The sequence below is a fragment of the Rhizobium sp. YTUHZ044 genome (assembly GCF_051123975.1).
Classification (GTDB): Bacteria; Pseudomonadota; Alphaproteobacteria; order Rhizobiales; family Rhizobiaceae; genus Rhizobium.
Window position 1 is genome coordinate 2561708 of the sequence record NZ_CP101426.1, and the last position, 25415, is coordinate 2587122.

The following is a 25415-nucleotide window of genomic DNA, read 5'->3' on the forward strand; positions in this document are numbered from 1 at the left end:
GAGCTATTGCAAGGCATGGCTGAGATAGACGTTGGATGTATCGCGCAGCGAAGATATGCGCTGCGAAATGCCCATAGGAAGTGGGTTACCGAGGATAACATCCAGATGCGAGGGCGTCGTATCTTCGGTCAGCACATGATGTTCGGCTCGGACGAGCCGCGTTAGATCGCGAAGCTTGTTGGAGCGGTAATCGGAGAGCACACATGCAAATGGCTTGTCGTTGACGAGCGAGAACACGCATCCATGAAAGAAGTTCGTTACGACAGCCTTTGCTTTGGAAATGAAGCTGGCGAAGTCCTCCGGGCCGGCATCAATCCATTGTTCGTCGGCCCAATCGTTCCGATAGCCGATGCTGACAAGCGGATGACCCCGGTCTCGTGCCCATCGGCGCACTGCATCCTGAAACCACACGGGAAAACTGTGCCCGTAGACGGCTATATACGCTGCCGCCTCCCCGTCATCCCCGCTCGCCTTCATCGTCTGCGGAAATTGCAGGCACGGGTCGAGAACGAGTTCGGGCTCCAGTCCCAATGTCTCGCGGATGATCCGGTCCGAATGGAGGTCCCGAACCGAAATATGAGAGAACTTACGCAGCTTTTCCGCCCAACCCTCCAGCCGCTCCGACGACGCCAGACTTCCAAACGTCGCGGCATAGGAGACAAGACGCCCGCATCGCAGGCCCTCTCCATAAAACAGCGGATACCCGCCATACCAGGGATGGCGAAGGTTCCACACCTCGTCGCTGCCGACGACGATGAGCGAATAGTCGTCCATCGCCGCTGGGTTCTCCAAGGGAAAAGGCGATGAAAGAGGTAGGCTGGCAAACGAGTGAAAGAATTTCCGGATCTTCGCTTTGTAGAGCGGGTAGTCTTCCTTTGGCGTTGCGGCAGGAAGCAGCGGTTGCAGCGCGCATCGCCATTCCGCGCGGTTCACGCGATCGGACACATGTTCCAGAAGAACGGCTTCCACTCCCATGGACGCAAGGCCTTCGGCCAGACAGCGTGCCTGCCAATAGGAGCCGTAATTTATGCAGCGATGAAAGGTAAGAATTCCGGCCTTAGGCATCTGGTCCCTGAAGCAGATCGAATAGATTCCACTAACCGACCAACTCCAGTTCCGTTCCCAACAAACCGCAGCTCGCTCCTGGTTCGGGAGCAGCTTTCTTCAGCATGTCGCAATGAATCAGATAACCCCCAGCTCAGCCGGGGGTTATCAGCAGTTTGCAGGCTGAAGCTTTCACTCCGGCCTTGCTGAAACAGCTTAGTTGACCGACTTGTCGACCAGCTTGTTCTTGCCGATCCAGGGCATCATGCCGCGCAGCTTGGCGCCGACTTCCTCGATCTGATGGCTGTCGTTGTTGCGGCGGATGCCCTTGAAGCGGGCGGCGCCCGACCGGTATTCCTGCATCCACTCGGAGGTGAACTTGCCGGTCTGGATGTCCTTGAGCACGCGCTTCATCTCAGCCTTGGTTTCTTCGGTGATGATGCGCGGACCGGTGACGTATTCGCCCCACTCGGCCGTGTTGGAGATCGAGTAGTTCATGTTGGCGATGCCGCCTTCATAGATCAGGTCGACGATCAGCTTCACTTCATGCAGGCACTCGAAATAGGCCATTTCAGGCGCGTAACCGGCTTCAACCAGCGTTTCGAAACCGGCGCGGATGAGCTCGACGAGACCGCCGCAGAGAACGACCTGTTCGCCGAAGAGGTCGGTTTCACACTCTTCGCGGAAGTTGGTTTCGATGATGCCGGAACGGCCGCCGCCGACGCCGCAGGCGTAGGAGAGAGCGAGTTCAAGAGCGTTGCCGGAGGCGTTCTGATGAACGGCGACGAGGCAGGGAACGCCGCCGCCCTTCTGGTATTCGCCGCGAACCGTGTGGCCCGGGCCCTTCGGGGCGATCATGACGACGTCGACCGAAGCCTTCGGCTCGATCAGGCCGAAGTGAACGTTGAGGCCGTGGGCGAAAGCGATGGCGGCGCCGTCGCGGATGTTCGGCGCGATGTCCGACTTGTAGATGTCGGCCTGCAGTTCGTCCGGCGTTGCCATCATCATCAGGTCGGCCCAGCCGGCGGCTTCTGCGACGGTCATGACCTTGAAGCCATCGGCCTCGGCCTTCTTGACCGTGGGCGAACCGGCCTTCAGCGCGATGGCGAGGTTCTGGGCGCCGCTGTCCTTGAGGTTCAGCGCATGGGCGCGGCCCTGCGAGCCGTAGCCGATGACGGCGACCTTCTTGGCCTTGATGAGGTTGAGATCGGCATCACGATCGTAATAGACGCGCATTTGAAGTTCCTTCCCTTGTGCTTGTCCTGTTGACTGTCATTAAGGCGAAATCAGCCGAGAGCCGGCATCTCCGCCAGAACCTTGTCCGTGCCGTAGAGCCGGAGGAAGGCGGTGACCGCCCTCTCCGCCTGGCGCGCGGTATCCTTGAGGCCGGGTTCGCCGAGCAGCATGCGCACATGCAGGTCGGAAACGACAAGGCCGTAAAGCGTATGATAGGCTTCGTCCGCATCGGAAAACCGCAGCAGCCCTGCCCTCTTTCCGGCGTCGATCAGCGCCATGGCGCGCCGGTCGATCTGGCGGCGGCCGCGTTCGAGCAAAAGCTTGCCGAGTTTCGAGCCGTCGCGGTGCGACTGGCCAATGGCAAGCCGGTTCAGCGCCAGCGAGACGTCGCCGGCGAGCACCTCCAGCAGGTCCCGCGCGAAGATGACGACATGATCGTGCAGGCTCGTCGCCGTCAGCCGTTCGCCGTTGCGCTCGAAGGTGCGCACCTTGCTCGCCTGATAGGCGATCATCGCCGACAAGAGGCCGTCGCGATCGCCGAACCACTTGTAGAGGCTTTCCTTGGAGCAATTGGCGGCGCGCGCAACACCGGAGGTCGTCAGCGCCTTCTCGCCGCCATCAACGAGCAGCCGCAGCGCCTGCTCCAGAACGGCGTTCTGGCGCGACGAAAATTCGTTCGGCTCTGCAGTATCGACGGACACGGTCAAGGCTCCCCTATACGTACCGTACGGTACGGTTCGCGAGCTTTATGCGACAATCCGATCGGGCCGTCAAGCAGGTCCAGGCAGATTTTTATACGGGAAAGGCCGGCGCTGCACCAGAATTGGATAGGCGGACACCGGATGCAGATTGCATAATGCCGCGCAAAATCATTTGCCGGGAGTCTTCCATGTTGCGTCCATCTGCCGCCCTTCTCCTGACGGGAGCGATGCTCCTGGCAACGACGTCCTTCACCGGCCGCGCCGCCGCGCAGTCGGATAGTGAGGTCTATAACCGCATCGAGGAATTGCACGGCGATGCCGCCGGGTTCGACCGGCCGCTGCGCCAACTCGTCCAGGCGATGCGCGCCGGCGATGCAGAAACCATCGCAGGCCTTGCCGAATATCCGCTGAGCGTAAAGGCAGATGGCGAAACCTATGATGTCGAAAACGCCGAGGATTTCATCGAGAATTTCGACGATCTGGTGACCCAGGAGACCCGCCGCGCTGTCGGCCGCCAGCAGTATGAGGATCTCTTCGTCAGCAGCGAAGGAGTGATGCTCGCAAATGGCGCCGTCTGGATGGGTGCAGTCTGCGACGACAACGCCTGCGAGGAGAGCCATTGGGCGATCATCGCCATCAATAATTAGCCCGCGGCATTTGTCGCACAGCGATGTCAGCCATCGCTGCGAAGCTTGCGCGCCAACGTCTGAAGCTCCTTGAACGCCTGGTAACGCTTGCGGTGGAGATTGGAAATTTCGCCCCCCGATGGCTGAAACCGTGTTTCCGCCCGGGTGAGTTCGCTCATCGCTGCTCGGACATCCGCAAACTGCCGGCCGGCGACGGCGCCGAGAATGGCCGCTCCCAGCAATACCGGCTCCTCGGCCTTCGTCGCCACCACCGGCTTGCCGCTCGCATCGGCGAGCAATTGGCGGACGAAATCGTGCTGGCCGGCCCCGCCGCTGATGACGATGTTCTCGATGGTCACCCCCGCCTCGCCCTGCGTTTCGATGATCTGCCTGAGGCCGTAGCCAATGCCGCAAAGCCCCGCGATATAAAGCGCGACCAGGTTGTCGACATCCCGCTCCATGCCGAGACCGACAATGACCGCGCGGGCATGCGGATCAGCAAAGGGCGCACGGTTGCCGAGGAATTCGGGTACGACGTGCAGCCCGGCCACCAGCTTGACGGCGCCGGAAGAACGCCCCGCCTTGCGGGTGGCCATGTCGGCAAGCAAGACCGGCAGAGCAATACCGGCGCTCTTTGCAAGCTCCTTCGCCTCGCCGGCCGCCGGGTGGAAGGAGAGGAGGTGGTCTATCGCCGCGCCGGCGGCACTCTGGCCGCCTTCGTTCAGCCACAGGCCCGGCACCATCGCCGAATAGTAAGGTCCCCAGACACCGGGCACGAAAGACGGTTCTGCCGTCGACGTCATCGTGCAGGAAGAGGTCCCGAAAACATAAGCAAGATTTGCTTCCGGATCGGCACCGACGGTTCCGACACCGCCGGCATGGGCATCGATCAGCCCGGCTGCTACGGCCGTGCCCGGCGTCAGGCCGAGCTCCTTCGCCGCTGCCGCAGTCAGTCCTTGGCCGAGTGCCGAACCGGGCTCGACAATGACTTTTCCGATGCGGGCAAACCCTTCGTCTGCCAGCACGCCGAGACCGATCTGATGAAAATAACCGCTGTCCCACCGCTTTTCATGAGCGAGATAGGTCCATTTGCAGGTGACTGTACAGGTCGAGCGCGACAGATCGCCAGTCGCCCGCCAGGTAAGGAAATCCGCAAGATCGAAAAACTGCCAGGCAGCATCAAAGACGCCAGGGCGGTTTTCCCTGAGCCAGAGAAGTTTGGGTGTTTCCATTTCGGGCGAAATACGACCGCCGACATAACGCAGCACCTCATGCCCAAACGCATTGATGCGCTCCGCCTGCGAGACGGCGCGATGGTCCATCCAGACGATGATGTCCCGGTCCGGATCTTCCGAAGGCCCGATGGGAAGCGACTTGCCGCCTTCGCCGAGGACGACGAGCGAGCAGGTGGCGTCGAATCCGAGCCCGACCACGGAAGCCGGGTCGACGCCGGCTGCGGCAACCGCCTCTCGCACGGCCGCGCAAACGGCGCTCCAGATTTCGCTGCTCGATTGTTCGACGATGGAACCGGCTTCATGAAACAGGCTGATATTTCGCTTGGCGGAGGCAAGCATGCGGCCGGCCATATCGAACAGGCCGGCTCGAGCGCTGCCGGTGCCGACATCGACGCCGATGACATATTTAGCGCCGGCTTCCGCTGTATGAGATGTGTCGCTCATGGTCTCTCGTTTCAGATCGCCAAGGATCGGGTTGATTAGCGGCTGGGGTCGAATTTCGAAGTCTGTTGTCTGGAAAGAGTCCCGCCTCCAGGGAGGCTGACATTACGCGGTCACGGCGACATGGCAAGGAGGCTGGGCACCGAGCGCGCCCACCGCCCGGGGCGCCTCACAGCCTCCCTCCGACATTTTCCAGAATGGCGGTAAGCTCCCCTGCCCCTGTCGCAACGGCGGTGGCTCCGGCGGCATCGAGCACGGCGCGGCGGCCGGGCCTCGGATCGGCCGGATCGACGAATCCGATGGCCGTCATGCCTGCGGCGATTGCCGCCGTCACACCATGAACGCTGTCGTCGATCATGATGCATCTCGCCGGCCGGGCCCGAAAACGCTCGGCGCAATATAGCAGCAGATCGGGCGCCGGCTTCGGCCGGGAGACGAATTCGGCGCTGAACACGTCTTCGCCGAAGGCGCTCCAGAGATCGAGTTTGCCCAGGCTGTTGCGCAACCGCCGCATCGTGCTGTTCGATGCGACGCATTTAGGGCGGTCGAGACTGTTGACGACCTCGGCGATGCCGGCAATGGGCGTCAGCGAGCGCGCGAATTCCTCGAACAGGTGAAGATGCCATTTCTCGAACAGCGCGGCGACGTCGATGATCCCGTATTCACGCCGGCACATCTCGGCGATGATGCTTTCCGAATTTCCGGTGAATTTGACATGCGCCTCGGCTGCGGTGATCGCAATGCCTGCGCCCTGGAGCGTATCTGCCAGTGTGCGGCTGGCGATCGGCTCGCTGTCGATCAGCACGCCGTCGCAATCGAAGATCACGAGGTCGATGCTGTCCACGGCGCCTAGGATGCCGGGATAATCGATGCGGCTATTGAGCATGTCTCAACCCCGCGCCTGCAAGGCGAGATCCGGACGGTCCGTCGTGATCTGCCGGATCGGTTTGGCAAGCCAATAGTCGAGATCGCTCATTTCGTTCGGAACCCAGGCGCCGAGGCGGTCCAGCGGCACAATTTGGGTGATCTCGTCCCACTTCGCCTGCAGGAGAGATTTTTCGACGGCGATGATATCCGAGCATCGCTTCATCAGGCTGAGGCCGCTCGCAAGGCCGAGGCGTTCGGCGGACTTGGTGTCGAAGGACGACAAGATGCGAATTCCAGGAGCGACCTTGCGAATATCGGCAAGCACATCGGGATGAAAGCTCGTCAGGATCGAGCGCTCCACAAGACCAAGCCGCTCGACGGCGGCAAATGCCATGGCGGCGAGCCCCTCGTAAGGCGTCCCATCGGCCTGGGTCTTCAGCTCGATATGAAGCTCGAAGGGCGTGTTCTTGAAGACGGCGAGGACCTCTTCCAGCGCCGGGATCGTTTCCCCATCGCTTTGCTTGAGACGGATTTCGCGATGTTGTCGGGGGCCGAGATCGGCGACCATGCCCTGCGCATCGGTCGTGCGATCGAGCGTCGGATCATGAATGACCAGCATTTCTCCCGATCGTGTCAGGTGGATGTCGAATTCCACGCCATCCACCGGCATTTGCGCAAGTTTACGGAAGCCCGAGAGGCTGTTCTCGGGCCAGAGATTGCGGCCACCGCGGTGGCCGATGATATGCACCATCGTCTGAATATCCTTGAGATTCGGCGTTTACTTCCCGGAGTCCACCAGCCCCTTGGTGAACCAGCGTTGCATGAAGAGAATGACGGCTGCCGGCGGAAGCATGACGAGCAGCGCAGCACTCATCGCAATGTTCCAGGCGGGTGCGGAGTCGGAGACCGGAACGAGTTGCTTCAGCCCGAGCACCGCTGTTCCCATCTCTTTGTCCGTGGTGAAGAGCAGCGGCCACAAATACTGGTTCCAGCCATAGAGGAACAGGATGATCGACAAGGCCGCGATGTTGGCGCTCGACAGCGGAAGAAGGATATCCTTGAAAAATTTCAGCGGACCGGCGCCGTCGAGCTTGGCCGCCTCGCAAAGTTCATCCGGAACTGTCAGGAAGAACTGTCGGAACAGGAATGTTGCGGAGGCGGAGGCAATCAGCGGCAGGATCAGGCCGGCATAGCTGTTGACCATGTTCCATTTCAACGAGGCTTCGATGCTGTATCCTGTCAGCCGTTCCACGACGCCGGAAAGCCCGACGGTCCCGACCAGCCAGCGGATCGGGCCGGCGGCATCGGCGACCGCCTCGTAGGTCGGAATGATGCGGACCTCGACCGGAAGCATCAGCGACACGAAGATGAGCCAGAAGGCCGTCATGCGAAATGGGAAGCGGAAATAGGTCACGCCGAATGCGGCGATCAGCGAGATCGCCAGCTTGCCGATGACGATGCCGGCGGTGACGATGATCGAATTCAGGAACAGCTGGGAGAATTCGCCCTGTTGCCAGGCCGCTGCCAGGTTTTCAAAGAAATGCCTGCCCGGCACCACCGGGAACGGCGCCTGCTGAACCTCCTGCAAGGTGAGCGACCCGGCGACGAAGGCAAAATAAAGAGGCAGGCAGACGAAAACCGCGCCGACGAGCAAGATCGCGTGGCAGAAGATCGACAGACCGAGATGACGTTCGGGCATGACTACACCTGGTAATTGACCTTGCGCTCGAGGGCGCGGAATTGAACGATGGTGAACAGGACGGCGATCAGCATCAAAAGCACCGACTGGGCGGCCGACGCGCCGAGATCCAGTTGCACGAAGCCGTCCTGATAGACCTTGTAGACCAGGCTGTTCGTCGCCCCCGCTGGGCCGCCGCGCGTGACGGCATCGATGATGCCGAAGGTTTCAAACAAGCCGTAGACGAAGTTCATCACCACGAGGAAGAAGATCGTCGGCGAGATCAGCGGAAGCGAAATCGTGAAAAAGCGCCGGACGGGTCTTGCGCCGTCGAGCTTTGCCGCTTCCAGAATCGAGACCGGCACGGCGAGCAATGCGGCGACGAGAAAGATGTAGTCGTAGCAGACATTCTTCCAGACGGAAGCGATGGTCACCAGAAGCTGCGCATCGAAAGGCCGCCGGTTCGGATCCCATTCGAAGCCGAACCCGTGCAGAAGCTGCGCGATCGGCCCCACCGCCGGATTGAACAGGAAGGCCCAGATCACGCCCGATATGACAGGCGCGATCGCATAGGGAAGCAGGATGATGCTCTTGTAGATCCCCCTACCTCTGATCACGAAATCGGTCGCGAAGGCAAAGAGCCCGGCAAGCAGAAGCGTTGCGGCGTTCTGTGCAACGGTGAACCACAGCGTGAACAGCGCACTGCTGCGATACTCCGGGCTTGCAAACAGATTGTAGAAATTGGTGAGCCCGACGAAAATCTGCGTGCCGCCGAAGGGATCGACCTGAACGAAGGCCAGCGACAGCGCCTTGTAGGATGGGATGAAAAAGAAGAACAGCAGGATCACCAGTTGCGGCGCAACCAGGCCGAAGGCGAGCCACGGCTTGCTGAAGTGGGCGGACTTCAACCCGGCCTCCGACGGCTGCGCAACCGAGCGGCCCGTCGACGGAAGATCGGGGATACGAAGGCGCCGGGCGGCGCCTTCCATCTTTCCCAGGGTTCTACTTTGCTGCATGAAGCTGCTCATACTGGCGGAGGATCTGGTTTCCGCGGGCCGCCGCGGCATCCAGCGCCTGCTGTGGTGTCTTCTGGCCGGTCCACACACCCTGAATCTCTTCCACCAGAAGCGCCATCGCCTGATTATGATTGCCGAAGCGGAAGCCGCGCGAATTATCGGTCGGGGTGCCGCGCGTGAGCTGGAGAATGGCGATCTCGCGGGTCGGGTGGTCCTTGAAGTAGCCCTCGGACTTGGCCTGCTCATAGGCGGCATTCGTAACCGGGACGTAGCCTGTCTGCTTGCTCCACCAGACCTGCGTCTTCGGCGAGGCGACGAAATTCAGGAAGGCGGCCGCGCCGGCGTATTCTTCCTCGGTCTTGCCTTTGAGAACCCAGAGCGCACCGCCGCCAATGGTGCTGTTTTTCGGCTCGACGCCTTCCTCATGCGGCAGGAACGTTGCGCTCCAATTGAATTTCGCGCCGCTCTCGACGGCGGCATGCGCCGCGGTGGAGGCCACATAGGTCGAGCAGGTTCCAGAGGTGAACAGTTGGTCTGGCGAGAGGCCCTGCCCCGCGATCTGCAGAATGCCGGCGTCCATCCACGTCTTGAGGCGCGTCACCTGACCCACCAGCAAGGGGCTCTTGTTGAAGATGAATTCGGTGTCGAGGCCGCCGAAACCATTCGCCTTGGTGCCGTAAGGCTGATCCTGGATCGCGGCATAGTTCTCGATCAGGCTCCAGTAGAAGTCGTTCGCAAGCGCCATCTGGCATTTTGAAACGCCTTTGTCCTTGATGGCGCGCAGCTGCTTGTCGAGCTCCTGCCAGGTCTCGCCCGGCTTGTCGAACCCGGCTGCCTTGAAGTGATCGGCATTGTACCAGAAGATCGGCGTCGAGCTGTTGAAGGGCATTGCCGCCGGCTTGCCGTCGACGAGATAAAAACCGGCGACCGGAGCGACGAAATCGTTCCAGTCGATCTTGTAGTCTTCCTTCTCCATCAGCTCCGGCACCGGAATGATCGCGCCGGAATTGTACATGGTCAGAAAGCCGCGCTCGGCCGCCTGGATCAGCACCGGTTGCTGATGGACGCGGTAGGCTGCCACCATTGCCGCCATGGTCTCTTCATAATTGCCTTTGCCGATGCCGACGACCTCGTATTTGTCCTGCGAGGCGTTGAAGTCCTTAATCAACTGATTGGTGATTTCAGCCAGGCGGCCGCCTGCCGCATTCCACCATTCGATCTTGACGCGATCGGCTGCGCTGGCGTCGCCCGCATTTGCCAATCCGAGCGTCATCAGTGCAGCGCCCGCCGCGAATGACCGGATCGTCAGCCCCATGCGGGACCTTATCGAAGACATTGCCGTCATTTGGTTTTCCTCTCCATTGCCTTGTTCGCCGACCGGGCGTCGAGCGTCGGTCAACCCCTCCCAGAGTGGCGATAAAACAAGGTTGGGGTCACTTGTTACAAATGTCAATAGCATGTTACAAATGTATGACGATCCAGGAGGAAGGATGCCATGGCCGCTATCGAACTGATCGACCTGAGGAAGAATTACGGACCGGTTCCCGCGGTAAAAGGGATCAATCTGACCGTCGCGGACGGCGAAATGATCGTATTGGTCGGGCCATCAGGATGTGGGAAATCGACCTTGCTGCGGATGATCGCGGGGCTCGAAGCCATAAGCTCCGGGCACCTCAGGATATCAGGCAACGACGTTGGCCGTGTCGATCCGGCCGACCGCAACATTGCGATGGTCTTCCAGAACTACGCGCTCTATCCTCATATGACCGTTCGGCAGAATCTCGAATATGGACTCAAGAACCGCCGCGTTCCTCGCCCCGAGATCGACCGGCGGATCGCTGACGCCGCCGACATTCTGGAAATCGGCGAATTCCTCGAGCGCCGCCCTCGTCAGCTCTCAGGCGGACAGCGCCAACGCGTTGCCATGGGCCGCGCCATCGTCCGCGATCCAGCCGCCTTCCTCTTTGACGAACCGTTGTCCAATCTGGATGCGAAGCTTCGCGTGCAAATGCGCGTCGAAATCCGCAGGTTGCAGCGGCAGCTCGAGACGACCAGCCTCTATGTGACGCACGACCAACTCGAGGCGATGACCCTCGCCGACAGGCTCGTCGTCATGAACGGCGGCCGAATCGAGCAGATCGGGACACCGATCGAGGTGTATCGCCGTCCCGAAACCGTCTTCGTTGCCGGCTTCATCGGTTCGCCGCCGATGAATCTGATCGAACTGGATGAACTCGGCCTCAGCGACATCGCGCTTCCGAAAGACACCGATCTCGTCGGCGTCAGACCTGGTTCGATCAACCTCGGGGTCGGATCGGCGCATGATCTCCGGTTCGACGCCTATGTCGAATTGATCGAAACCGTTGGCGATGAGAACAACGTGCATCTGCGCATCGACGACAGCCGGAAGCACATCGTCGCGAGCGTGCCTAGCGATCGGCGTCTGCAGGAACACGACCGCATTTCGTGCCATGTACGCATGGAAGGTTTGCATCCCTTCAACAAGTCGACCGGCCGGCGAACCGACTGACCGCGGTGAAGCGGCCGACGACGGGCCCCTGCGATTGACAAGCGCCGGGGATTTGAGATCCATGGCGTCGAACGGAGGCGCAGATTATTGCATGTCACAGAACAGAAGTGCTTCTTCCGCGCCCGTTGCGCTGCCGGACGAGCAGATGCAGGTGCGCGTCGTCTGGCTCTATTACATGGAGGGACGCACCCAGGGTGAAATCGCCGAAGCGCTTTCGACCAACAGGCTTCGCGTCAACAAGATCATCGCCGAGGCGCGCCGATCCGGCCTTGTGACGATCACCCTCAATTCCCGGCTGACCTCCTGTATCGCCCTGGAGCAGCAGCTGGCGGCAGAATTCAACCTCAATCGGGCAATTATCGTACCGACGCCGGAGGATGCGGAACTGATCCCCGTCCTGCTCGGCCAGGCGGCCGCCGATTATCTCGTGCAGTTGCTGAACGGCGGCAATATCCGCGGCGTTGGCGTCGGGTGGGGAGCGACGCTCCGCGAGATGGTGCGTCATATGCCCTCCCTCAAACGGCCTGATATCTGCGTCAATTCGGTCATGGGCGGGCTGACGCACGGCATCGAAATCAATACCTTTGACATTGCGAGCGACCTTGCTCGCCAGCTCAATGCCGAATGCTCCTATCTTGCTGCGCCGATCTACGCCGGCAGCCCGGAATCGCGGACGGCAATCATCCAACAGGATGTTTTTGAATCGGCCTTTCGACAGATCGAGACCAATGACGTCATCGTGCTCAGCATCGGCGACATGACCGAGCGTTCGCTGTTGATGCGCTACGGCTTGCCGCGCAACATCAACATTGAGGAATTGCTCGCAGCCGGTGCCTGTGGTGACGTGCTCGGCCAGTTCGTCGATAAGATCGGGCGGCCGATCGACCATGCGATAAACAGGTGCGCGATCGCTCCCGAGTTGGAAGCTCTGCGCTCCATTCCCAATGTCGTCTTCGCGTCAGGCGGCTGGAACAAGGCGCAGGCTATCGCAGCCGTGCTGCTGTCCGGCCTCGGCAACGTGTTGATTTGCGATGAAGACACTGCACGACAGGCACAACAGCTTGCTGGCGAGCTCAGGACGAGCGGCAGTTCGTAGAGCCGGACATGCACGGCATCGGCAGCTAAGTCTAAGACGCCCTGGCGCAACCGGCCGGGAGCGAGAGAGGCTCCGCCGGCGTTACCTTGTCGATCGCATAAAGCTTGGCGAAACCGGCATCCTCGATAAGCGTCAGCCCCGCCGGCATTGAGTTGCCGACGTAGCGGTCAGGGATATCGGCATTGGCGACGAGGATGAAATCGAAACGCCTGCGCCAATCCGAAAGATAGGGCGTAAAGCCCTCATACTCCCGCATCATTGCCGGGCATGAAAGTACGCCGATCGACACCAGATTGCCCTCGGGAACCGCGATATGAGACCATGGCGGCAGGACGGAAAGCGGCTGCTTGCCTTTTGCCGTGAAGAGCGTCGGCACGAAAGCATGCGAGAACGGCACGGCGAGCGTCGGCAGATGCCGGAAGGTATCCAATCCCCAGGCGAAGTGCCGATTGGAATGGGCAAGGCTGCTGGCGGTCTCCGGTTCATGCCCCAGGGGCAGCACGGCCGCGCCGGCAGGCATCTTTCTCAGCGCAGTCTCGACAGCCGCGACATCTTTCTGCGCCAGCCACCAATTCCAGCCGATCCAGGCGGCTCGGCCGAAGACCGCAAGGTTGATGATCAGCGCCAGCGACAGCGCCTGCCGGCGCGTCAAATTGGCAAACGGGCACACCATCGCCATGGCCACGAGTGCTGTCATGATCGGAAAGCGCCAGCTGATCCAGCCGGTGCCGAGAGCGTGTCGCGGCGAAATACAGGAAAGAAGCAACAATCCGCAGGCGGTGACCGCGAGCCCTGCATGCACCTGAATGTCGCCCGTCCGTGCGGCCCGCGTGCAGATGAGGATCAGTGGCAGAATCAGCACGACGTCAACCAACGGAAGATAAGTCGTGATGGCGGAGACAATGTTTATCAGGATCAGGATGACGCCATCGTTCCAGGCAAGTCCAAGGCCGCTCCCGCCGGCATCCGGTAAAGCAGCAGTACGGAGGTACAAAGCGAGCGGCGGTAGGGCGCAGACACTGACCACGAGCGCCAAGCGGCCGGCAAGCCTTGCCAATCCCACCCTCGATCGCAATATGTCGATGCGCCAGGAAAATTCGAGGCCGCAGACGATGGCGATATAGAACCCGAGCGAGAAGATGTGCATCACTGTCAGCAGCAATGCGGCGGCGAGGCGCCAGGCAAAAATCCAGACCGGATTTCCGCCCTGCAGCCGCAGATCGATGCACGAGAAGAACAAGGCCATGCCGAGGCCGATCTGAAAATTGATGAAGCCGCCGATCATCGTGGCGCACCAGCTAAACGAGAGCATGGCGATCTGCCAGTAGTGCCGGCCGCCGAACAGCGCGCGGTGCAGCCCGATCGCACCAAGCGGCGGCAACACGATCGCCAGAAAAAGCAATGCCCGCGCCAGCCTGTCGGCGCCGACGAGCGGCCCCAGCCAGACGGCGACAAGATCGATTCCGACATTGGTGAAGGTGCGGTTCCAATCGATCGCATAGATCTCAGGGAACGGCTGTTCGCCGATGCCGCCCGAAAGCAGCCAGATCCGGGCGTAGTGATTGGCGTAGTCGAGAACCGGCGGGAAGTGAAACAGGCCGACCAATGCAGCCGCAAGCGTGACGAACACGGCGATCGCTATGGTGGAGTCTTGCCGGGCGATCAAATCCTCCGGCCCGGCCGCGGCATGAATAGGCGCAGCAATTCGATTCATTATTTGGTCCGGTTGCTCCTTTGCGGCCGCGGCGGCTCTGTCGGCGCGAAGGCCGAATCCAGCGCCGCGCGCCGGTCGCCGGCGCTCATTTCCGAAAAAGCCGTCGGCAGTTCGGCATGGTAGCTGCCCCGCAGGATCGTCTCGACGATGAACATCGGCCGCCGCTTGCTCTCCTGGACGAGACGACCAAGATACTCGCCGATGATGCCGATGCAGATCAGCTGGATGGCGCTGAATACGCTGACGGCGGCCATGATCGACGACCAGCCGGTGACGGTCTCGCCCTGCAGCCAGCGAACAAGGGCATAGACGAGCAGCGCCACCGCCACACCGGCGCTGATCATGCCGAGCCATGTGGCGATGCGCAGCGGCGTCGTTGAAAAGCTGGTGATCGCATCGAGCGCGAAATTGATCATCTTGCGCAGTGGATATTTCGTCGTGCCGGCAAAACGGGCGTCCCGCTCGTAAGGCAGAGCCACCTGCCGGCCGCCGATCCAGCTGACCATGCCGCGGATGAAACGATCGCGCTCCGGCATCGCCAGCAGGATATCGACGACGCGCCGGCGCATCAACCGGAAATCGCCGGTGTCACGCGGAATGGTCACGGAAGCGAGTCTCGAGAGCGTGCGATAGAAGAGCGACGCGGAGGCGAGCTTGAACCAGGTTTCGCCCTCGCGACGCGTGCGCTGGCCGTAAACGACATCGGCGCCGCGCTCCATGATCGGCATCATCATCAACAGCAGTTCGGGCGGGTCCTGAAGATCGGCGTCGATCAAAAGCACGCGCTCGCCCCGCGACGCCGAAAGGCCGGCCGTCGATGCCAGCTGATGGCCGTGATTGCGCAGGAGACGGACGCCGAGCACCTGCGGCACTTTTGCCGCCAGATCCGAAATGATCTCCCAGGTGCCGTCCGACGAGCCGTCATCGACCAAAATGAGCTCGAAGGCGTCGCCGGCGACGCTCTGCGCAGCGGCGGCGGCGCGGCGGCAGAATTCGCGCAGGCCGTCTTCCTCGTTATGACAAGGCGCGACGATGGAAAGTAACGGTGCTTGCGTCATGCGGACGGCGGTGCCTGCTTGTTTGATGGCGCCAGCCTAGCCGGGAAAGGTCAAACATCCTTTAATGGCTGGCCGGCAGCCGCGCCGACGCCCCTCAGCGCTATTCCGCCGCGATGATCTCGCGCACGCCGTCGACATCGCGGGCCGGCGACGCGCCATAGAGGCGGCTATATTCGCGGCTGAATTGCGACGGGCTCTGATAACCGACGCGGTGGCCAGCCGTGCCCGCGTCGAGCCGCTCGACGAGCATCAGCCGGCGCGCCTCGTGCAGACGAAGCTGCTTCTGATACTGGACGGGCGTCATCGCCGTCACCGACTTGAAATGGTGATGGAAGGACGACACGCTCATATTGACGCGCTCGGCAAGGTCTTCGATGCGCAGCGGCCGCGCGAAATTCTCTTTCAGCCAGGCAACGGCGCGCGCAATCCGGTTGCTGTGGCTGTCTGCCGTGGCGATGTTGATCAGCCGCGCGCCGTGCGGCCCGGTCAGCACCCGGTAAAGGATTTCCTGCTCGATCAGCGGCGCCATGGCCGGAATGTCACCTGGACGATCGAGCAAGCGCAGCAGGCGGACGGCGGCATCCATCAGCTCCGGCGGCGCGACGTTCACCACCATCCCGCGCTGCCCATCGGTATGGGCGGCCGGGCGCGGAACGTCGATGCGGCTGAGCAACTCCAGCAGCTTCTCGGAATCGATTGCCAGCCCAAGACAGAGATGCGGCACCTCGGGGCTCGCCTCCGTGACCCGCCAAGCGACCGGCAGGTCGAGCGAGGTCAGGAGATAATCGCCGGTCCCGTAGCTGATCTGCTCCGTCCCAAGCTGCAGGCTCTTGGCGCCCTGCAGCACGAAGGCGAAACAGGGCCGATAACTGCTGTGCAAGGGATCGCTCGGCTTGGACCGGCGACTGACATGAAGATTGCCGATGGCAGTCGAGAACTCGCCGTCGCTGGGCGCAAAGCGCATCGCGATGTCGACGATTTCCTGATAGGGGCTGAAGGGCAAAGTCATGCGGCAACTCTTTCTGTCAACTGTCTGAGCCGGCGATACCGTCTCTATCTAGAGTGCCACGGCCGTTTCGCAAACAGATAGGCGCCTCACTTTTGCAGGATCGTGCAAAAAGCTGAGAGGATCGCTCTAACCCTCTCCCGTCGTTCCGGGCAATAGTCCGCCATCCCATTCAACCCCTCCCAAAACGAAAAGGAAGGTTCCCATGCCGATTGCAAGAGGCTACGCCGCCACCGACGCTTCCAAGCCGCTGACTCCTTTCACCTTCGAGCGCCGCGACCCCAGACCAGATGATGTCGTCATCGACATCAAGTTTGCCGGTATCTGCCATTCAGACATCCACACCGTCCGCAACGAATGGAAGAACGCCGTCTATCCGATCGTGCCCGGCCATGAGATCGCCGGCATCGTCACGGCCGTCGGCTCCGCTGTCACCAAGTTCAAGGTCGGCGACCGCGTCGGCGTCGGCTGCTTCGTCGATTCCTGCATCGGCTGCGCCGAGCGCGACCTCGATCGCGAACAGTACATGCCGGGTCTCAGCGGCACCTACAATGACTTCGAAGCCGACGGCAAGACGCGCACCCAGGGCGGTTACTCCGACTCGATCGTCGTCAAGGAGGGCTATGTCATGTCCATCCCCGACAACCTGCCGCTCGACGCCTCCGCGCCGCTGCTCTGCGCCGGCATCACCCTCTATTCGCCGCTGCGCCACTGGAATGCCGGCCCCGGCAAGAAGGTCGCGATCGTCGGCATGGGCGGCCTCGGCCATATGGGCGTAAAACTGGGTTCGGCCATGGGCGCCGATATCACCGTTCTCTCCCAGAGCCTTTCCAAGAAGGAAGACGGGCTGAAGCTCGGCGCCAAGGAATATTACGCCACCAACGACCCGGAAACCTTCAAGAAGCTTGCCGGCACGTTCGATCTGATCATCTGCACCGTCAGCGCCGAGATCGACTGGAACGCCTATCTCGGCCTTCTCAAGGTGGACGGCTCCTTCGTGGTCGTCGGGGCGCCGGAGAATCCGATCCCGGTGCACGCCTTCTCGATTATCCCCGGCCGCAAGAGTATCTCCGGCTCGATGATCGGCTCGATCAAGGAGACCCAGGAAATGCTGGATTTCTGCGGCAAGCACAACATCGTCTCCGAGATCGAGAAGATCGACATCGACCAGGTCAACGAAGCCTATGAACGCGTCCTGAAGAGCGACGTCCGCTACCGCTTCGTCATCGACATCGCCTCGCTGGCGGCCTGAAGATAGGGGGAGGCGGCTGCTCCGACAGCCGCGCCAATGTGACATGCCGGCAGCCGCCGAAGTCGGAAAGCTCGACTTCGGCGGCGGTCTTCGTGTCTGCTGAAGATGACGGCTATCGGGCAACTCGGGCATCCCCTGAAAAGGCGAGCCGGAGGCCGAGGAGGACCATCATGATACCGGCGAACCTCTCCTGCCATACGATCGGCATCGGACGGCGCGAGAGCCAGCCGCCGAGCGTGCTCGCGCCGAATGCGACGGAACTGAGGATGACGAAATTTGAAAGTTTCGTCACCGCCCCGAAAACAAGAAGCTGAACCGCCACCGGCCAGGAACTCTCAGGATTGACGAATTGCGGAAGGAAGGCAAAGAGAAAGACGAGCGCCTTCGGATTGGTGAGATTGTTGATCGTACCCTCGCGAAGCGCTGCCGCAGTCGAGACGGACCGCGCCGCCGCCCTTGCGCCGGCGCCGTGTCGGCCTGCTCCGCAATAAGGTTGGCGCCCAGCCAGGCCAAATAGGCGGCTCCCGCCCAGCGCAGAATGTCGAAAGCAAGCGGCGAGGCTTGAAGCAGCGAGGCAACGCCCAGGATCAGCAACGAGACCTGGATGGCCCCGGCAAGGACGGTTGTGACTTGCCCCAAGAAGCAGCCTACCCCTCCTCCCGCATCGTCTCCCGCTGAGTGATCAGCCGGGCGCTGTGCTGGCCGCTCAGATAAATCCACAGCCAGCTCCAGGCGACGGAGAAGCGCGAGCGGGTGCCGATCAGGAAGTAGATATGGGCAAGGCCCCAGATCCACCAGGCAATCCAGCCTTTGAGCTTGATCCGGCCGAAATCGATGATCGCGGCACTCTTGCCGATCGTCGCCAGACTGCCCTGGTGCCAGTATTTGAAGGGCGCCGGTGCCGGCTTGCCCGAAAGACGCGCGCGGATGACCTTGGCGACATAAGCGCCCTGCTGCTTGGCGGCGGGTGCGATACCCGGCACCGGTTTGCCGTCCTCGCGCATCACGGAGGCCGTGTCGCCGATGACGAAGACATCGGGCAGGCCGGGCGCGCTCAGATCCTTTTCGACAACCACACGCCCCGCCCGGTCGGCCGGCACGTCAAGCCACCGGGCGGCCGGCGAAGCCGTAACGCCGGCGGCCCAGACGATCGTCCGGCTAGGGATGAAGGTCTCCCCGATCTGCACGCCGTCGGCGCCGCACTCCGTCACCGGCTTGCCGAGGAGGACCTCGACCCCGAGTTTCTCCAGCGCCTTTTGTGCATAAGCCGAAAGCTCCTGGGCGAAGGTCGGCAGCACCCGCGGGCCGGCCTCGACCAGCACGACGCGGGTCTTGCGCGTATCGATGTTGCGGAATTCGTCCGGCAGCGTGAAATGCGCGAGCTCGGCGATAATGCCGGCAAGCTCGACCCCGGTTGGCCCGGCGCCGACGATGGTGAAGGTCAGCAGCGCATCGCGTATCGCCGGATCGGCCTCCATCTCCGCCTTCTCGAAGGCGAGCAGCACCCGCCGGCGGATCGTCGTCGCGTCCTCCAGCGTCTTGAGGCCGGGCGCCACCGGCTCCCATTCGTCATGGCCGAAATAGGCATGTGTCGCCCCGGTCGCCAGCACCAGCGTGTCGTAACCCAGAGTCATGCCGCTGCGTAACGAGACCGTCTTTGCGCCACTGTCGACATCGGTGACTTCGCCGAGCAGCACCGTCACGTCGGGCCGATCGGCATAGAGGCGGCGAATCGGCCAGGCGATTTCCGAGGTGGATAGAATGGTCGTCGCCACCTGATAGAGCAGCGGCTGGAAGAGATGGTGGTTGCGCCGGTCGACGAGCGTGATCTTCACGCCTGCGTCTCTCAACCCGTTGACGAGCTGCAGCCCGCCGAATCCGCCGCCGACAACGACGACGTGATGATCGCCCATGACCTGCCCCTTTTGCGCCATTTCGCTGAAAGCCAATGTGGGCCTCGGCGCAAAGCTTGCCAACCGCCGTTTCGGCATGTCTCCCCTGCGCCGATCGCAGCCGAAAAGGCCGCCCGACGGATCCGAAGAAGTTGGGCGGCCTGAAACCAGTTCATAACGCAGATGGCGTCAGTGCCGATCAATAGGGACCGATGCACTGACGACGGGGGCCAGAATAGGGCTGGAAGGTATTGTCATACGCTCTGTACGAACGATACCGGGCATAGCACCAGCTCTCGTGGCTGCCGCCCCCTCCGTAGTAGGCAGACGACGCATAGGCCCGATAGGGCCGGCCATAATAGCCGCCGTAATACCCGAAAGGCCGGCGGTAGTAGCCGTAGGGCGAGCCATAATAGCGGTAAGGCGAACCGTAATAGCCGTAGGGTGAACCGTAGTACGAGCCGTAATAGGGCTGCGCCAACGCGCCGCCAATGATGGTGCCAACGGCTAGACCGCCCAAGGCCCAGCCCCAGCCCGATCCATTGTGGTGATGATGGCCGTGATACCCGCCTCCATGATAACCGCCACCCCAATGACCGCCGTGGCCACGCCACTGCACTTGCTCGATTTGCTGCTGTGCTTCGATCCTGGGTGGGTTGATAGCCGGAAACGCCTGAGCCGGCGTGACGCCGGGGGCACCCACGATCAAGGCCAACGTGACGATTGCCAGCTTTCTCATGACTGTTCTCCTCTTCCTCCAAGAGGAGGAATATCCTCCCCTCCTCCTGAACCAAAGGTGAACATAATATAACGAAAAACGTTCCGTATCGAGACAAATTAATCGCTGCCGATGGCACTGAGGATTATCGGCTCCTCCTGCATTCCGACCTTATTTTTTCCGCATGGCACGGTTCACCGGGCGTAACCCACGGGTATCGCCATTCCATGTTTCAATTCTTCCATGGAGATCGACGCCGAGACGTCGAAGAGTTCCAGCTTGCGCACGATCTGCTTGTAGATCACGTCGTAGTGCTCGACGCGCGGCAGGACGATCTTCAGGATGTAATCGTGATTGCCGGTCAACCGGTGGGCCTCGACGATCTCGGGAATGTCGCTGATGATCCGGCGGAAGCTTTCCGTCCATTCATCGGAATGATGCGCCGTCTTCACCAGCGCGAAGACCGTCGTCGGAACGCCCATCCTTTCGCGGTCGAGCACGACGATGCGCCGGGCGATATGGCCGCTTTCCTCCAGCCGCTGGATGCGCCGCGAGCAGGCCGACACCGAAAGCGCTACGCGCTCGGCAAGGTTGGTTACGGAGATGCCCGCATCCTTCTGCAGCATATCGAGAATACGTCTGTCGCGATCATCCAGCATGTGTGAGAAGTGAACCCTCCGCCTTAATTTTGCGCCACCCCTCCAAACCGCGCAAAATAATAGCACACATTAGACGCGCAGGACAAACAACGCAAACACGTCGCGCCGGCATTGCGGCATCATTTCCGAAAGTTGAAGCATGGGAGCATGAAGAGATGGAAACGATCGGCCTGATCGGCGGCATGAGTTTCGAAAGTTCGGCGGTCTATTACCGGCTGGTCAACGAGATGGTGCGCACCCGCAAGGGCGGCCTCGCCTCGGCCGAGGTCATAATGCATTCCGTCAATTTTGAAGAGATCGTCGCGCTTCAGAAGGCCGGCAACTGGGATGGAGCCGCCCGCCGCCTCGCCGACGTGGCCTTGCGCCTGCAGATCGCCGGGGCCAATTGCGTCCTCATCTGCACCAATACCATGCACCTGATCGCCGAGGAAGTCGCGGCAAGGATTTCCGTGCCGCTGATCCACATCATCGACGAAACGGCGAAATCGCTGCATGCGGCCGGCCGCAAGCGCCCGTTGCTGCTTGCCACCCGCTACACGATGGAGCACGGCTTCTACGCCGACCGCATGAAGAACCTTGGCATCGACATCATGGTGCCCAACGCCGCCGACCGCACCACTGTGCACGACATCATCTTCAACGAACTGTGCGCCGGCAAGGTGCATGACCGCTCGCGCGAGAAGCTCATCGATATCATCGACCGCGCCGTGGAAAACGGCGCCGACAGTATCATCCTCGGCTGCACCGAGATTTGTCTGATCCTCGATCCCGACCGTCTGCCGCTGCCGGGCTTCGACACCACGGCGATCCATGCACGGGCTGCGGTCGAATTCGTCCTTGGCGCAGAGGAAGATGTGGAAGAGGAAGCCGCTTGATGCGCGTCTACATGTAGTTGACTCAGTCAACTAAATGCATGACAATAGTCTTCATACGGAGACTATTGTCAGTGTGTTGACTCAGTCGGCCAACCCTTCTTTCGACATGCTCGGGCTTGTCCCGAGCGTCTGCTTCCGGTCGATAGGGTAGCAGATCCTCGGCACAAGGCCGAGGATGACGGCGAGCGAGGAGCGGGCCTTGTCAGCAGTCTGGCGAGATCTCCCCCTGGAGATCACCATGTCCGACATCGCCCTCATCGAAACCGCCCGCGACTTCAACCGCTTTTACACGAATTTCCTCGGCCTCCTGAACAAGGCCTATCTCGACTCGCCCTACACACTGACGGATGCCCGCATCCTTTTCGAGATCGGCTCGCATGCGGGCGTCAGCGCCACCGCACTCGCCCGCGACCTGCATCTCGATCCGGCCTATCTCAGCCGCATCCTCAAGCGTTTCCGCGCCGAAGGGCTGATCGATAACAGCGCCGATCCAGCCGATCTGCGCAGCCAGATCATCACTATCACCGACCGGGGACGCAAAGAGTTCGAAGAACTCGGCCGACGCGCCAATGCGCAGATCGCCGCCCGTTTCGACACGCTTGCAGCCAGCGAGCCGCAGGCGGTCGTCTCGGCCATGAACACGATCCGCGCCCTGCTCGACCCGGCGGCAAAGCCCGTGCCGGCGATCATCCGTGCCCATCGCGCCGGCGATATCGGCTGGATCGTCGAGAGCCAGAGCCGCTTCTATACCGACGAATATGGCTGGGACCTGCGCTTCGAGGCGCTGATCGCCGAGGTCGCCGGCAAATTCCTCGCCAATTTCGATCCCGAGAAGGAATATTGCTGGATCGCCGAGCGCGGCGGCGTCAATATCGGCTCGGTCCTCGTCACCAATGGCGGCGACGGCATCGCCAAGCTGCGCCTGCTCTATGTCGACAAATCCGCCCGCGGGCTCGGGCTCGGCAAGCTACTGGTCGAGGAATGCATCCGATTCGCCAGACACAAGGGCTATCGCCAGCTTTCGCTCTGGACGAACGACATGCTGGATACGGCCCGCGCGATCTACGTCAAGGCCGGCTTCCGACTTGTCTCCGAGGAGAGACATCGGATGTTCGGCCCGGAAGCGAACGGGCAGACATGGGTACTCGATCTCTGAATTTGCTGCATAGCAGAAAATTCCGCTTGATTTGGAAATGATCGTTCCCTAATTAGGGGCCATGACCATCGCCGACCTCACATCAGATCAAAGAACCCGCAGCCGTGGCCGTCCGCGGGAGTTCGATATGGACGCGGCCCTGGATGCGGCCCTGCGGGTCTTTTCCGAACGCGGCTATCACGCCACCTCCATCAGCGATCTGGCCGAGGGGATGGGCCTTGCCTCGGGCAGCATCTACAAGGCGTTCAAGGACAAGCGCGGTATCTTTGTCGCCGCTTTTTCCCGTTATCGCCAACTCGGCCGGCGGCGCCTGGAAGCCATGATCGCGTCTGCGGAAACAGGCCGCGAAAAGGTCTTCCAGATGGTGATGTATTATACGGAGCTCTCCCATGGCGAGGCCGGCCGCAAAGGCTGCCTCGTCGTCGGCGGTGCCAATGACTTCGCCCTGCTCGACGATGAAACGGCCGCCCATGTCGCCACTGCCTTTGCCGCTGACGAGAAGCTGATGGCCGATCTCATCCGCATCGGCCAGGCCGACCACACCATCCCGCAGACGGTGGACCCTGATGCCGCCGCCCTCGCCTTTCTCTGCTTTACCAAGGGCTTGCGCGTCATCGGCAAAACAGGACGCAGCAGGCAGGAGATGGTTGCCGCAGCCGAAGCGGCGATGAAGCTCGTGACCTGAACGGGTACGTCCAGACGATCGAAATAGTGGCATCCGCTCAAGGATCGGGTGGCCGCAGCCAGCATTTTTGCATTCAACTTTCACGATCTTTGAATACCGGAGTTTCTGATGAGCATTTCAGCCACTACGCCGGATAAAGCCATTCCACGCGCACTATCCCCCTGGCTCACCTTCCTTTTCGCCGCCGCCTGCGGGCTGGTCGCCGCCAATCTCTATTACGGCCAGCCGCTTGCCGGCCCGATCAGTGCCGATCTCGGCTTCTCCCCTGCCGCAACCGGCCTGATCGTCACGCTGACGCAGATCGGCTACGGCCTCGGCCTGCTGCTGATCGTGCCACTCGGCGACCTCACGGAAAACCGCCGGCTGGTGCTGCTGCTGATCGCCGTCTCTGCCGTGGCACTGATCGGCGCCGCCCTGTCGACGACGCCTGCGATGTTTCTCACCGCCTCGCTCTCCATTGGCCTCGCCTCCGTCGCCGTCCAGGTGCTCGTACCCTTTGCCGCGAACATGGCGCCGGATGCCACACGCGGCCAGGTCGTCGGCAATGTCATGAGCGGCCTGCTCTGCGGCATCATGTTGGCGCGGCCCTTCGCGAGCTTCGTCGCCGAGGCCTCCTCGTGGCACATGGTCTATTACGTCACGGCAGCGTTGATGCTCGTGCTCGCCATCGTGCTGCGCGCCAACCTGCCGGTCCGTGTGCCGAAGACGAGGCTCGGCTATGGCGAACTGCTGGCCTCCATGGCCCGTCTGGCCCTGACCTCGCGGGTGCTGCAGCGCCGCGCCCTTTACCAGGCCGGCATGTTCGGCGCCTTCAGCCTGTTCTGGACGACGACGCCGCTGCTGCTCGCGAGCCCGGCTTTTGGCTTGACGCAGAACGGCATCGCCCTCTTTGCGCTTGCCGGTGCCGCCGGCGCCGTCGCCTCGCCAATCGCCGGCCGCCTTGCCGACCGCGGCATGACCAGAATCGCCTCGACGATCGCCATGCTGCTCGGCATGGCCTCCTTCCTGATCAGCCACTTCGCAAGCGACGGTTCGCTCGCCGCCCTGATCCTTCTCACCGTTGCCGCGATCATGCTCGATTTCGGCGTCACGACCAATCTCGTCTGCGGCCAGCGCGCCATTTACGGCCTTAACCCGGAACATCGCAGCCGACTGAACGGCCTCTTCATGGCCACCTTCTTTGGCGGCGGCGCGCTCGGCTCGGCGCTCGGCGGCTGGGCCTATGCGACCGGCGGCTGGACGATGACGTCGTGGATCGGCTTCGCCTTCCCTGCGCTGGCCTTCCTGCTGTTCCTGACGGAAGGGCGTGGCAACAAAGCCTAGAGCATGTCTCGCAAAAGCGTGCAGCGGTTTTGCGATTAAGACATGCGGAAAAAGAAAGACCTAAAGCATGATAGCGAATCTGAAAGATCGCGACATGCTTTAGCTCTCTGCAGAATCGAAGCGCAAGCGAGCGTCACGAACCGCTTCGTGGTTCGCTTCCGCCCAATTCAAGAGCTGCGACAGCGGCTGGTAGAGCGAACGGCCGAGATCGGTCATCGAATATTCGACGCTCGGCGGCTTGGTGGGGAAGACTTCGCGATTGACATAACCGTCCCTCTGCAGGTCGCGCAGCGTCTGCGTCAGCATGCGCTGTGAGATATCGGGGAGCATCCGCCGCAACTCGCCAAACCGGCAAGGCCGAGCCGCCAATATCTCAAGCAGCAACGTCGACCATTTGCCGCCGATATGCTGCATCATGTCCCTGACTGGGCAGTTGGAAAAATCGAGACCAGCGAGATCGATCTCGCGCCGCATCTCCGGCATCCTGTTCTTCAAACTGAGGACCTCGCCGCTCATCTGCTGGTTCCCTTTTGGTAACGTAGAGCCGAAAAACTGCCTGCTTTACACCGCCAAGTCAATTCCTATTCTAGTGTTAGTCTCTTTTTGA

At 61.5% G+C, this 25415-nt stretch carries 26 protein-coding genes; 8 read left to right on the top strand and 18 right to left on the bottom strand.

Annotated elements, in window-relative coordinates:
- Positions 1-3: 3 nt before the first annotated feature.
- The 3 genes from NL154_RS12845 to NL154_RS12855 form a co-directional block, all read right to left on the bottom strand.
- Positions 4-1065, bottom strand: coding sequence for a polysaccharide pyruvyl transferase family protein (locus NL154_RS12845; RefSeq protein ID WP_210630737.1), 1062 nt, complete (start codon positions 1063-1065; stop codon positions 4-6).
- 195 nt (positions 1066-1260) lie between these two features.
- Positions 1261-2280 (bottom strand): ketol-acid reductoisomerase, encoded by a 1020-nt coding sequence (ilvC, locus tag NL154_RS12850; RefSeq protein WP_210630735.1) that lies wholly within the window; start codon positions 2278-2280, stop codon positions 1261-1263.
- A 50-nt stretch (positions 2281-2330) separates the two neighbouring features.
- A complete protein-coding gene (locus NL154_RS12855; RefSeq protein WP_210630733.1) occupies positions 2331-2981 on the bottom strand; it encodes a TetR/AcrR family transcriptional regulator in 651 nt (216 codons plus the stop codon).
- A 188-nt stretch (positions 2982-3169) separates the two neighbouring features.
- Between NL154_RS12855 and NL154_RS12860 the strand changes: the two genes are divergently transcribed.
- The gene (locus NL154_RS12860; protein WP_405047648.1) at positions 3170-3628 is read left to right on the top strand and encodes a hypothetical protein; all 459 of its coding nucleotides are present in this window, start codon (positions 3170-3172) and stop codon (positions 3626-3628) included.
- A 26-nt stretch (positions 3629-3654) separates the two neighbouring features.
- Here the strand turns inward: NL154_RS12860 and NL154_RS12865 are convergent, their stop codons facing one another.
- The 6 genes from NL154_RS12865 to NL154_RS12890 all read right to left on the bottom strand — a co-directional run bounded on the left by NL154_RS12865 (position 3655) and on the right by NL154_RS12890 (position 10189).
- Positions 3655-5286 carry an FGGY-family carbohydrate kinase gene (locus NL154_RS12865; RefSeq protein ID WP_221145469.1) on the bottom strand — a complete coding sequence of 544 codons (1632 nt, stop codon included), beginning with the start codon at positions 5284-5286 and terminating at the stop codon, positions 3655-3657.
- Between the two features lie 166 nt (positions 5287-5452).
- Entirely contained in the window at positions 5453-6169 is a 717-nt protein-coding gene (locus NL154_RS12870) for an HAD family hydrolase (protein ID WP_434732777.1), read from the bottom strand.
- A gap of 3 nt (positions 6170-6172) precedes the next feature.
- The gene (locus NL154_RS12875; protein WP_434732778.1) at positions 6173-6901 is read right to left on the bottom strand and encodes a glycerophosphodiester phosphodiesterase family protein; all 729 of its coding nucleotides are present in this window, start codon (positions 6899-6901) and stop codon (positions 6173-6175) included.
- Positions 6902-6928: 27 nt separating this feature from the next.
- A complete protein-coding gene (locus NL154_RS12880; protein ID WP_210630724.1) occupies positions 6929-7849 on the bottom strand; it encodes an ABC transporter permease subunit in 921 nt (306 codons plus the stop codon).
- Between the two features lie 2 nt (positions 7850-7851).
- The gene (locus NL154_RS12885; protein WP_434734094.1) at positions 7852-8817 is read right to left on the bottom strand and encodes an ABC transporter permease subunit; all 966 of its coding nucleotides are present in this window, start codon (positions 8815-8817) and stop codon (positions 7852-7854) included.
- Between the two features lie 13 nt (positions 8818-8830).
- A complete protein-coding gene (locus tag NL154_RS12890) occupies positions 8831-10189 on the bottom strand; it encodes an extracellular solute-binding protein (protein WP_210630722.1) in 1359 nt (452 codons plus the stop codon).
- A gap of 150 nt (positions 10190-10339) precedes the next feature.
- Here NL154_RS12890 and ugpC point away from each other — a divergent pair, with 150 nt between their 5' ends.
- Together ugpC and NL154_RS12900 are read left to right on the top strand one after the other, a co-directional pair.
- Positions 10340-11374, top strand: a complete 1035-nt coding sequence (gene ugpC, locus NL154_RS12895) for a sn-glycerol-3-phosphate ABC transporter ATP-binding protein UgpC (RefSeq protein ID WP_221145472.1) — start codon at positions 10340-10342, stop codon at positions 11372-11374.
- 91 nt (positions 11375-11465) lie between these two features.
- Entirely contained in the window at positions 11466-12470 is a 1005-nt protein-coding gene (locus NL154_RS12900) for a sugar-binding transcriptional regulator (RefSeq protein ID WP_210630719.1), read from the top strand.
- Positions 12471-12501: 31 nt separating this feature from the next.
- Here the strand turns inward: NL154_RS12900 and NL154_RS12905 are convergent, their stop codons facing one another.
- The 3 genes from NL154_RS12905 to NL154_RS12915 all read right to left on the bottom strand — a co-directional run bounded on the left by NL154_RS12905 (position 12502) and on the right by NL154_RS12915 (position 16251).
- A complete protein-coding gene (locus tag NL154_RS12905) occupies positions 12502-14184 on the bottom strand; it encodes a hypothetical protein (RefSeq protein WP_210630717.1) in 1683 nt (560 codons plus the stop codon).
- Positions 14184-15242: a glycosyltransferase family 2 protein gene (locus tag NL154_RS12910; protein WP_434732779.1), complete on the bottom strand. Its 1059-nt coding sequence runs from the start codon at positions 15240-15242 to the stop codon at positions 14184-14186. Before NL154_RS12910 ends, NL154_RS12905 begins: the two co-directional genes overlap by 1 nt.
- 100 nt (positions 15243-15342) lie before the next feature.
- Complete coding sequence (locus NL154_RS12915; protein WP_210630714.1) at positions 15343-16251, bottom strand: AraC family transcriptional regulator; 909 nt, start codon at positions 16249-16251, stop codon at positions 15343-15345.
- Between the two features lie 202 nt (positions 16252-16453).
- On the opposite strand from NL154_RS12915, the gene NL154_RS12920 reads away from it, so the two are divergent.
- Complete coding sequence (locus NL154_RS12920) at positions 16454-17500, top strand: NAD(P)-dependent alcohol dehydrogenase (RefSeq protein ID WP_221145476.1); 1047 nt, start codon at positions 16454-16456, stop codon at positions 17498-17500.
- A gap of 112 nt (positions 17501-17612) precedes the next feature.
- Here the strand turns inward: NL154_RS12920 and NL154_RS12925 are convergent, their stop codons facing one another.
- The 5 genes from NL154_RS12925 to NL154_RS12945 all read right to left on the bottom strand — a co-directional run bounded on the left by NL154_RS12925 (position 17613) and on the right by NL154_RS12945 (position 20769).
- Positions 17613-17906 carry a LysE family translocator gene (locus NL154_RS12925; protein WP_282615061.1) on the bottom strand — a complete coding sequence of 98 codons (294 nt, stop codon included), beginning with the start codon at positions 17904-17906 and terminating at the stop codon, positions 17613-17615.
- Positions 17789-18220, bottom strand: coding sequence for a LysE family translocator (locus tag NL154_RS12930; protein WP_311044170.1), 432 nt, complete (start codon positions 18218-18220; stop codon positions 17789-17791). The genes NL154_RS12925 and NL154_RS12930 overlap by 118 nt, the downstream gene beginning before the upstream one ends.
- On the bottom strand, positions 18148-19413 hold the full coding sequence (locus tag NL154_RS12935) for an NAD(P)/FAD-dependent oxidoreductase (RefSeq protein ID WP_210631593.1): 1266 nt from the start codon (positions 19411-19413) through the stop codon (positions 18148-18150). The genes NL154_RS12930 and NL154_RS12935 overlap by 73 nt, the downstream gene beginning before the upstream one ends.
- Before the next feature lie 178 nt (positions 19414-19591).
- Entirely contained in the window at positions 19592-20131 is a 540-nt protein-coding gene (locus NL154_RS12940) for a BA14K family protein (RefSeq protein WP_210630710.1), read from the bottom strand.
- A 173-nt stretch (positions 20132-20304) separates the two neighbouring features.
- The gene (locus NL154_RS12945) at positions 20305-20769 is read right to left on the bottom strand and encodes an Lrp/AsnC family transcriptional regulator (RefSeq protein WP_210630708.1); all 465 of its coding nucleotides are present in this window, start codon (positions 20767-20769) and stop codon (positions 20305-20307) included.
- A 155-nt stretch (positions 20770-20924) separates the two neighbouring features.
- On the opposite strand from NL154_RS12945, the gene NL154_RS12950 reads away from it, so the two are divergent.
- The 4 genes from NL154_RS12950 to NL154_RS12965 all read left to right on the top strand — a co-directional run bounded on the left by NL154_RS12950 (position 20925) and on the right by NL154_RS12965 (position 24808).
- On the top strand, positions 20925-21644 hold the full coding sequence (locus NL154_RS12950) for an aspartate/glutamate racemase family protein (protein WP_221163990.1): 720 nt from the start codon (positions 20925-20927) through the stop codon (positions 21642-21644).
- A gap of 238 nt (positions 21645-21882) precedes the next feature.
- Entirely contained in the window at positions 21883-22800 is a 918-nt protein-coding gene (locus NL154_RS12955) for a bifunctional helix-turn-helix transcriptional regulator/GNAT family N-acetyltransferase (protein ID WP_210630705.1), read from the top strand.
- Between the two features lie 61 nt (positions 22801-22861).
- Entirely contained in the window at positions 22862-23485 is a 624-nt protein-coding gene (locus NL154_RS12960) for a TetR/AcrR family transcriptional regulator (RefSeq protein ID WP_221163991.1), read from the top strand.
- 108 nt (positions 23486-23593) lie between these two features.
- Positions 23594-24808, top strand: a complete 1215-nt coding sequence (locus NL154_RS12965; RefSeq protein WP_221145480.1) for an MFS transporter — start codon at positions 23594-23596, stop codon at positions 24806-24808.
- 99 nt (positions 24809-24907) lie between these two features.
- Here the strand turns inward: NL154_RS12965 and NL154_RS12970 are convergent, their stop codons facing one another.
- Positions 24908-25324 carry a winged helix-turn-helix transcriptional regulator gene (locus tag NL154_RS12970; protein ID WP_210630699.1) on the bottom strand — a complete coding sequence of 139 codons (417 nt, stop codon included), beginning with the start codon at positions 25322-25324 and terminating at the stop codon, positions 24908-24910.
- Positions 25325-25415 lie beyond the last annotated feature (91 nt).

Coding starts and splice junctions, on each gene's coding strand:
- NL154_RS12845 (WP_210630737.1), bottom strand. CDS start 1,065: ATGCCTAAGGCCGGAATTCTTACCTTTCATCGCTGCATAAATTACGGC.
- ilvC (WP_210630735.1), bottom strand. CDS start 2,280: ATGCGCGTCTATTACGATCGTGATGCCGATCTCAACCTCATCAAGGCC.
- NL154_RS12860 (WP_405047648.1), top strand. CDS start 3,170: ATGTTGCGTCCATCTGCCGCCCTTCTCCTGACGGGAGCGATGCTCCTG.
- NL154_RS12865 (WP_221145469.1), bottom strand. CDS start 5,286: ATGAGCGACACATCTCATACAGCGGAAGCCGGCGCTAAATATGTCATC.
- NL154_RS12870 (WP_434732777.1), bottom strand. CDS start 6,169: ATGCTCAATAGCCGCATCGATTATCCCGGCATCCTAGGCGCCGTGGAC.
- NL154_RS12875 (WP_434732778.1), bottom strand. CDS start 6,901: ATGGTGCATATCATCGGCCACCGCGGTGGCCGCAATCTCTGGCCCGAG.
- NL154_RS12880 (WP_210630724.1), bottom strand. CDS start 7,849: ATGCCCGAACGTCATCTCGGTCTGTCGATCTTCTGCCACGCGATCTTG.
- NL154_RS12885 (WP_434734094.1), bottom strand. CDS start 8,817: ATGGAAGGCGCCGCCCGGCGCCTTCGTATCCCCGATCTTCCGTCGACG.
- NL154_RS12890 (WP_210630722.1), bottom strand. CDS start 10,189: ATGACGGCAATGTCTTCGATAAGGTCCCGCATGGGGCTGACGATCCGG.
- ugpC (WP_221145472.1), top strand. CDS start 10,340: ATGGCCGCTATCGAACTGATCGACCTGAGGAAGAATTACGGACCGGTT.
- NL154_RS12900 (WP_210630719.1), top strand. CDS start 11,466: ATGTCACAGAACAGAAGTGCTTCTTCCGCGCCCGTTGCGCTGCCGGAC.
- NL154_RS12905 (WP_210630717.1), bottom strand. CDS start 14,184: ATGAATCGAATTGCTGCGCCTATTCATGCCGCGGCCGGGCCGGAGGAT.
- NL154_RS12910 (WP_434732779.1), bottom strand. CDS start 15,242: ATGACGCAAGCACCGTTACTTTCCATCGTCGCGCCTTGTCATAACGAG.
- NL154_RS12915 (WP_210630714.1), bottom strand. CDS start 16,251: ATGACTTTGCCCTTCAGCCCCTATCAGGAAATCGTCGACATCGCGATG.
- NL154_RS12920 (WP_221145476.1), top strand. CDS start 16,454: ATGCCGATTGCAAGAGGCTACGCCGCCACCGACGCTTCCAAGCCGCTG.
- NL154_RS12935 (WP_210631593.1), bottom strand. CDS start 19,413: ATGGGCGATCATCACGTCGTCGTTGTCGGCGGCGGATTCGGCGGGCTG.
- NL154_RS12940 (WP_210630710.1), bottom strand. CDS start 20,131: ATGAGAAAGCTGGCAATCGTCACGTTGGCCTTGATCGTGGGTGCCCCC.
- NL154_RS12945 (WP_210630708.1), bottom strand. CDS start 20,769: ATGCTGGATGATCGCGACAGACGTATTCTCGATATGCTGCAGAAGGAT.
- NL154_RS12950 (WP_221163990.1), top strand. CDS start 20,925: ATGGAAACGATCGGCCTGATCGGCGGCATGAGTTTCGAAAGTTCGGCG.
- NL154_RS12955 (WP_210630705.1), top strand. CDS start 21,883: ATGTCCGACATCGCCCTCATCGAAACCGCCCGCGACTTCAACCGCTTT.
- NL154_RS12960 (WP_221163991.1), top strand. CDS start 22,862: ATGACCATCGCCGACCTCACATCAGATCAAAGAACCCGCAGCCGTGGC.
- NL154_RS12965 (WP_221145480.1), top strand. CDS start 23,594: ATGAGCATTTCAGCCACTACGCCGGATAAAGCCATTCCACGCGCACTA.
- NL154_RS12970 (WP_210630699.1), bottom strand. CDS start 25,324: ATGAGCGGCGAGGTCCTCAGTTTGAAGAACAGGATGCCGGAGATGCGG.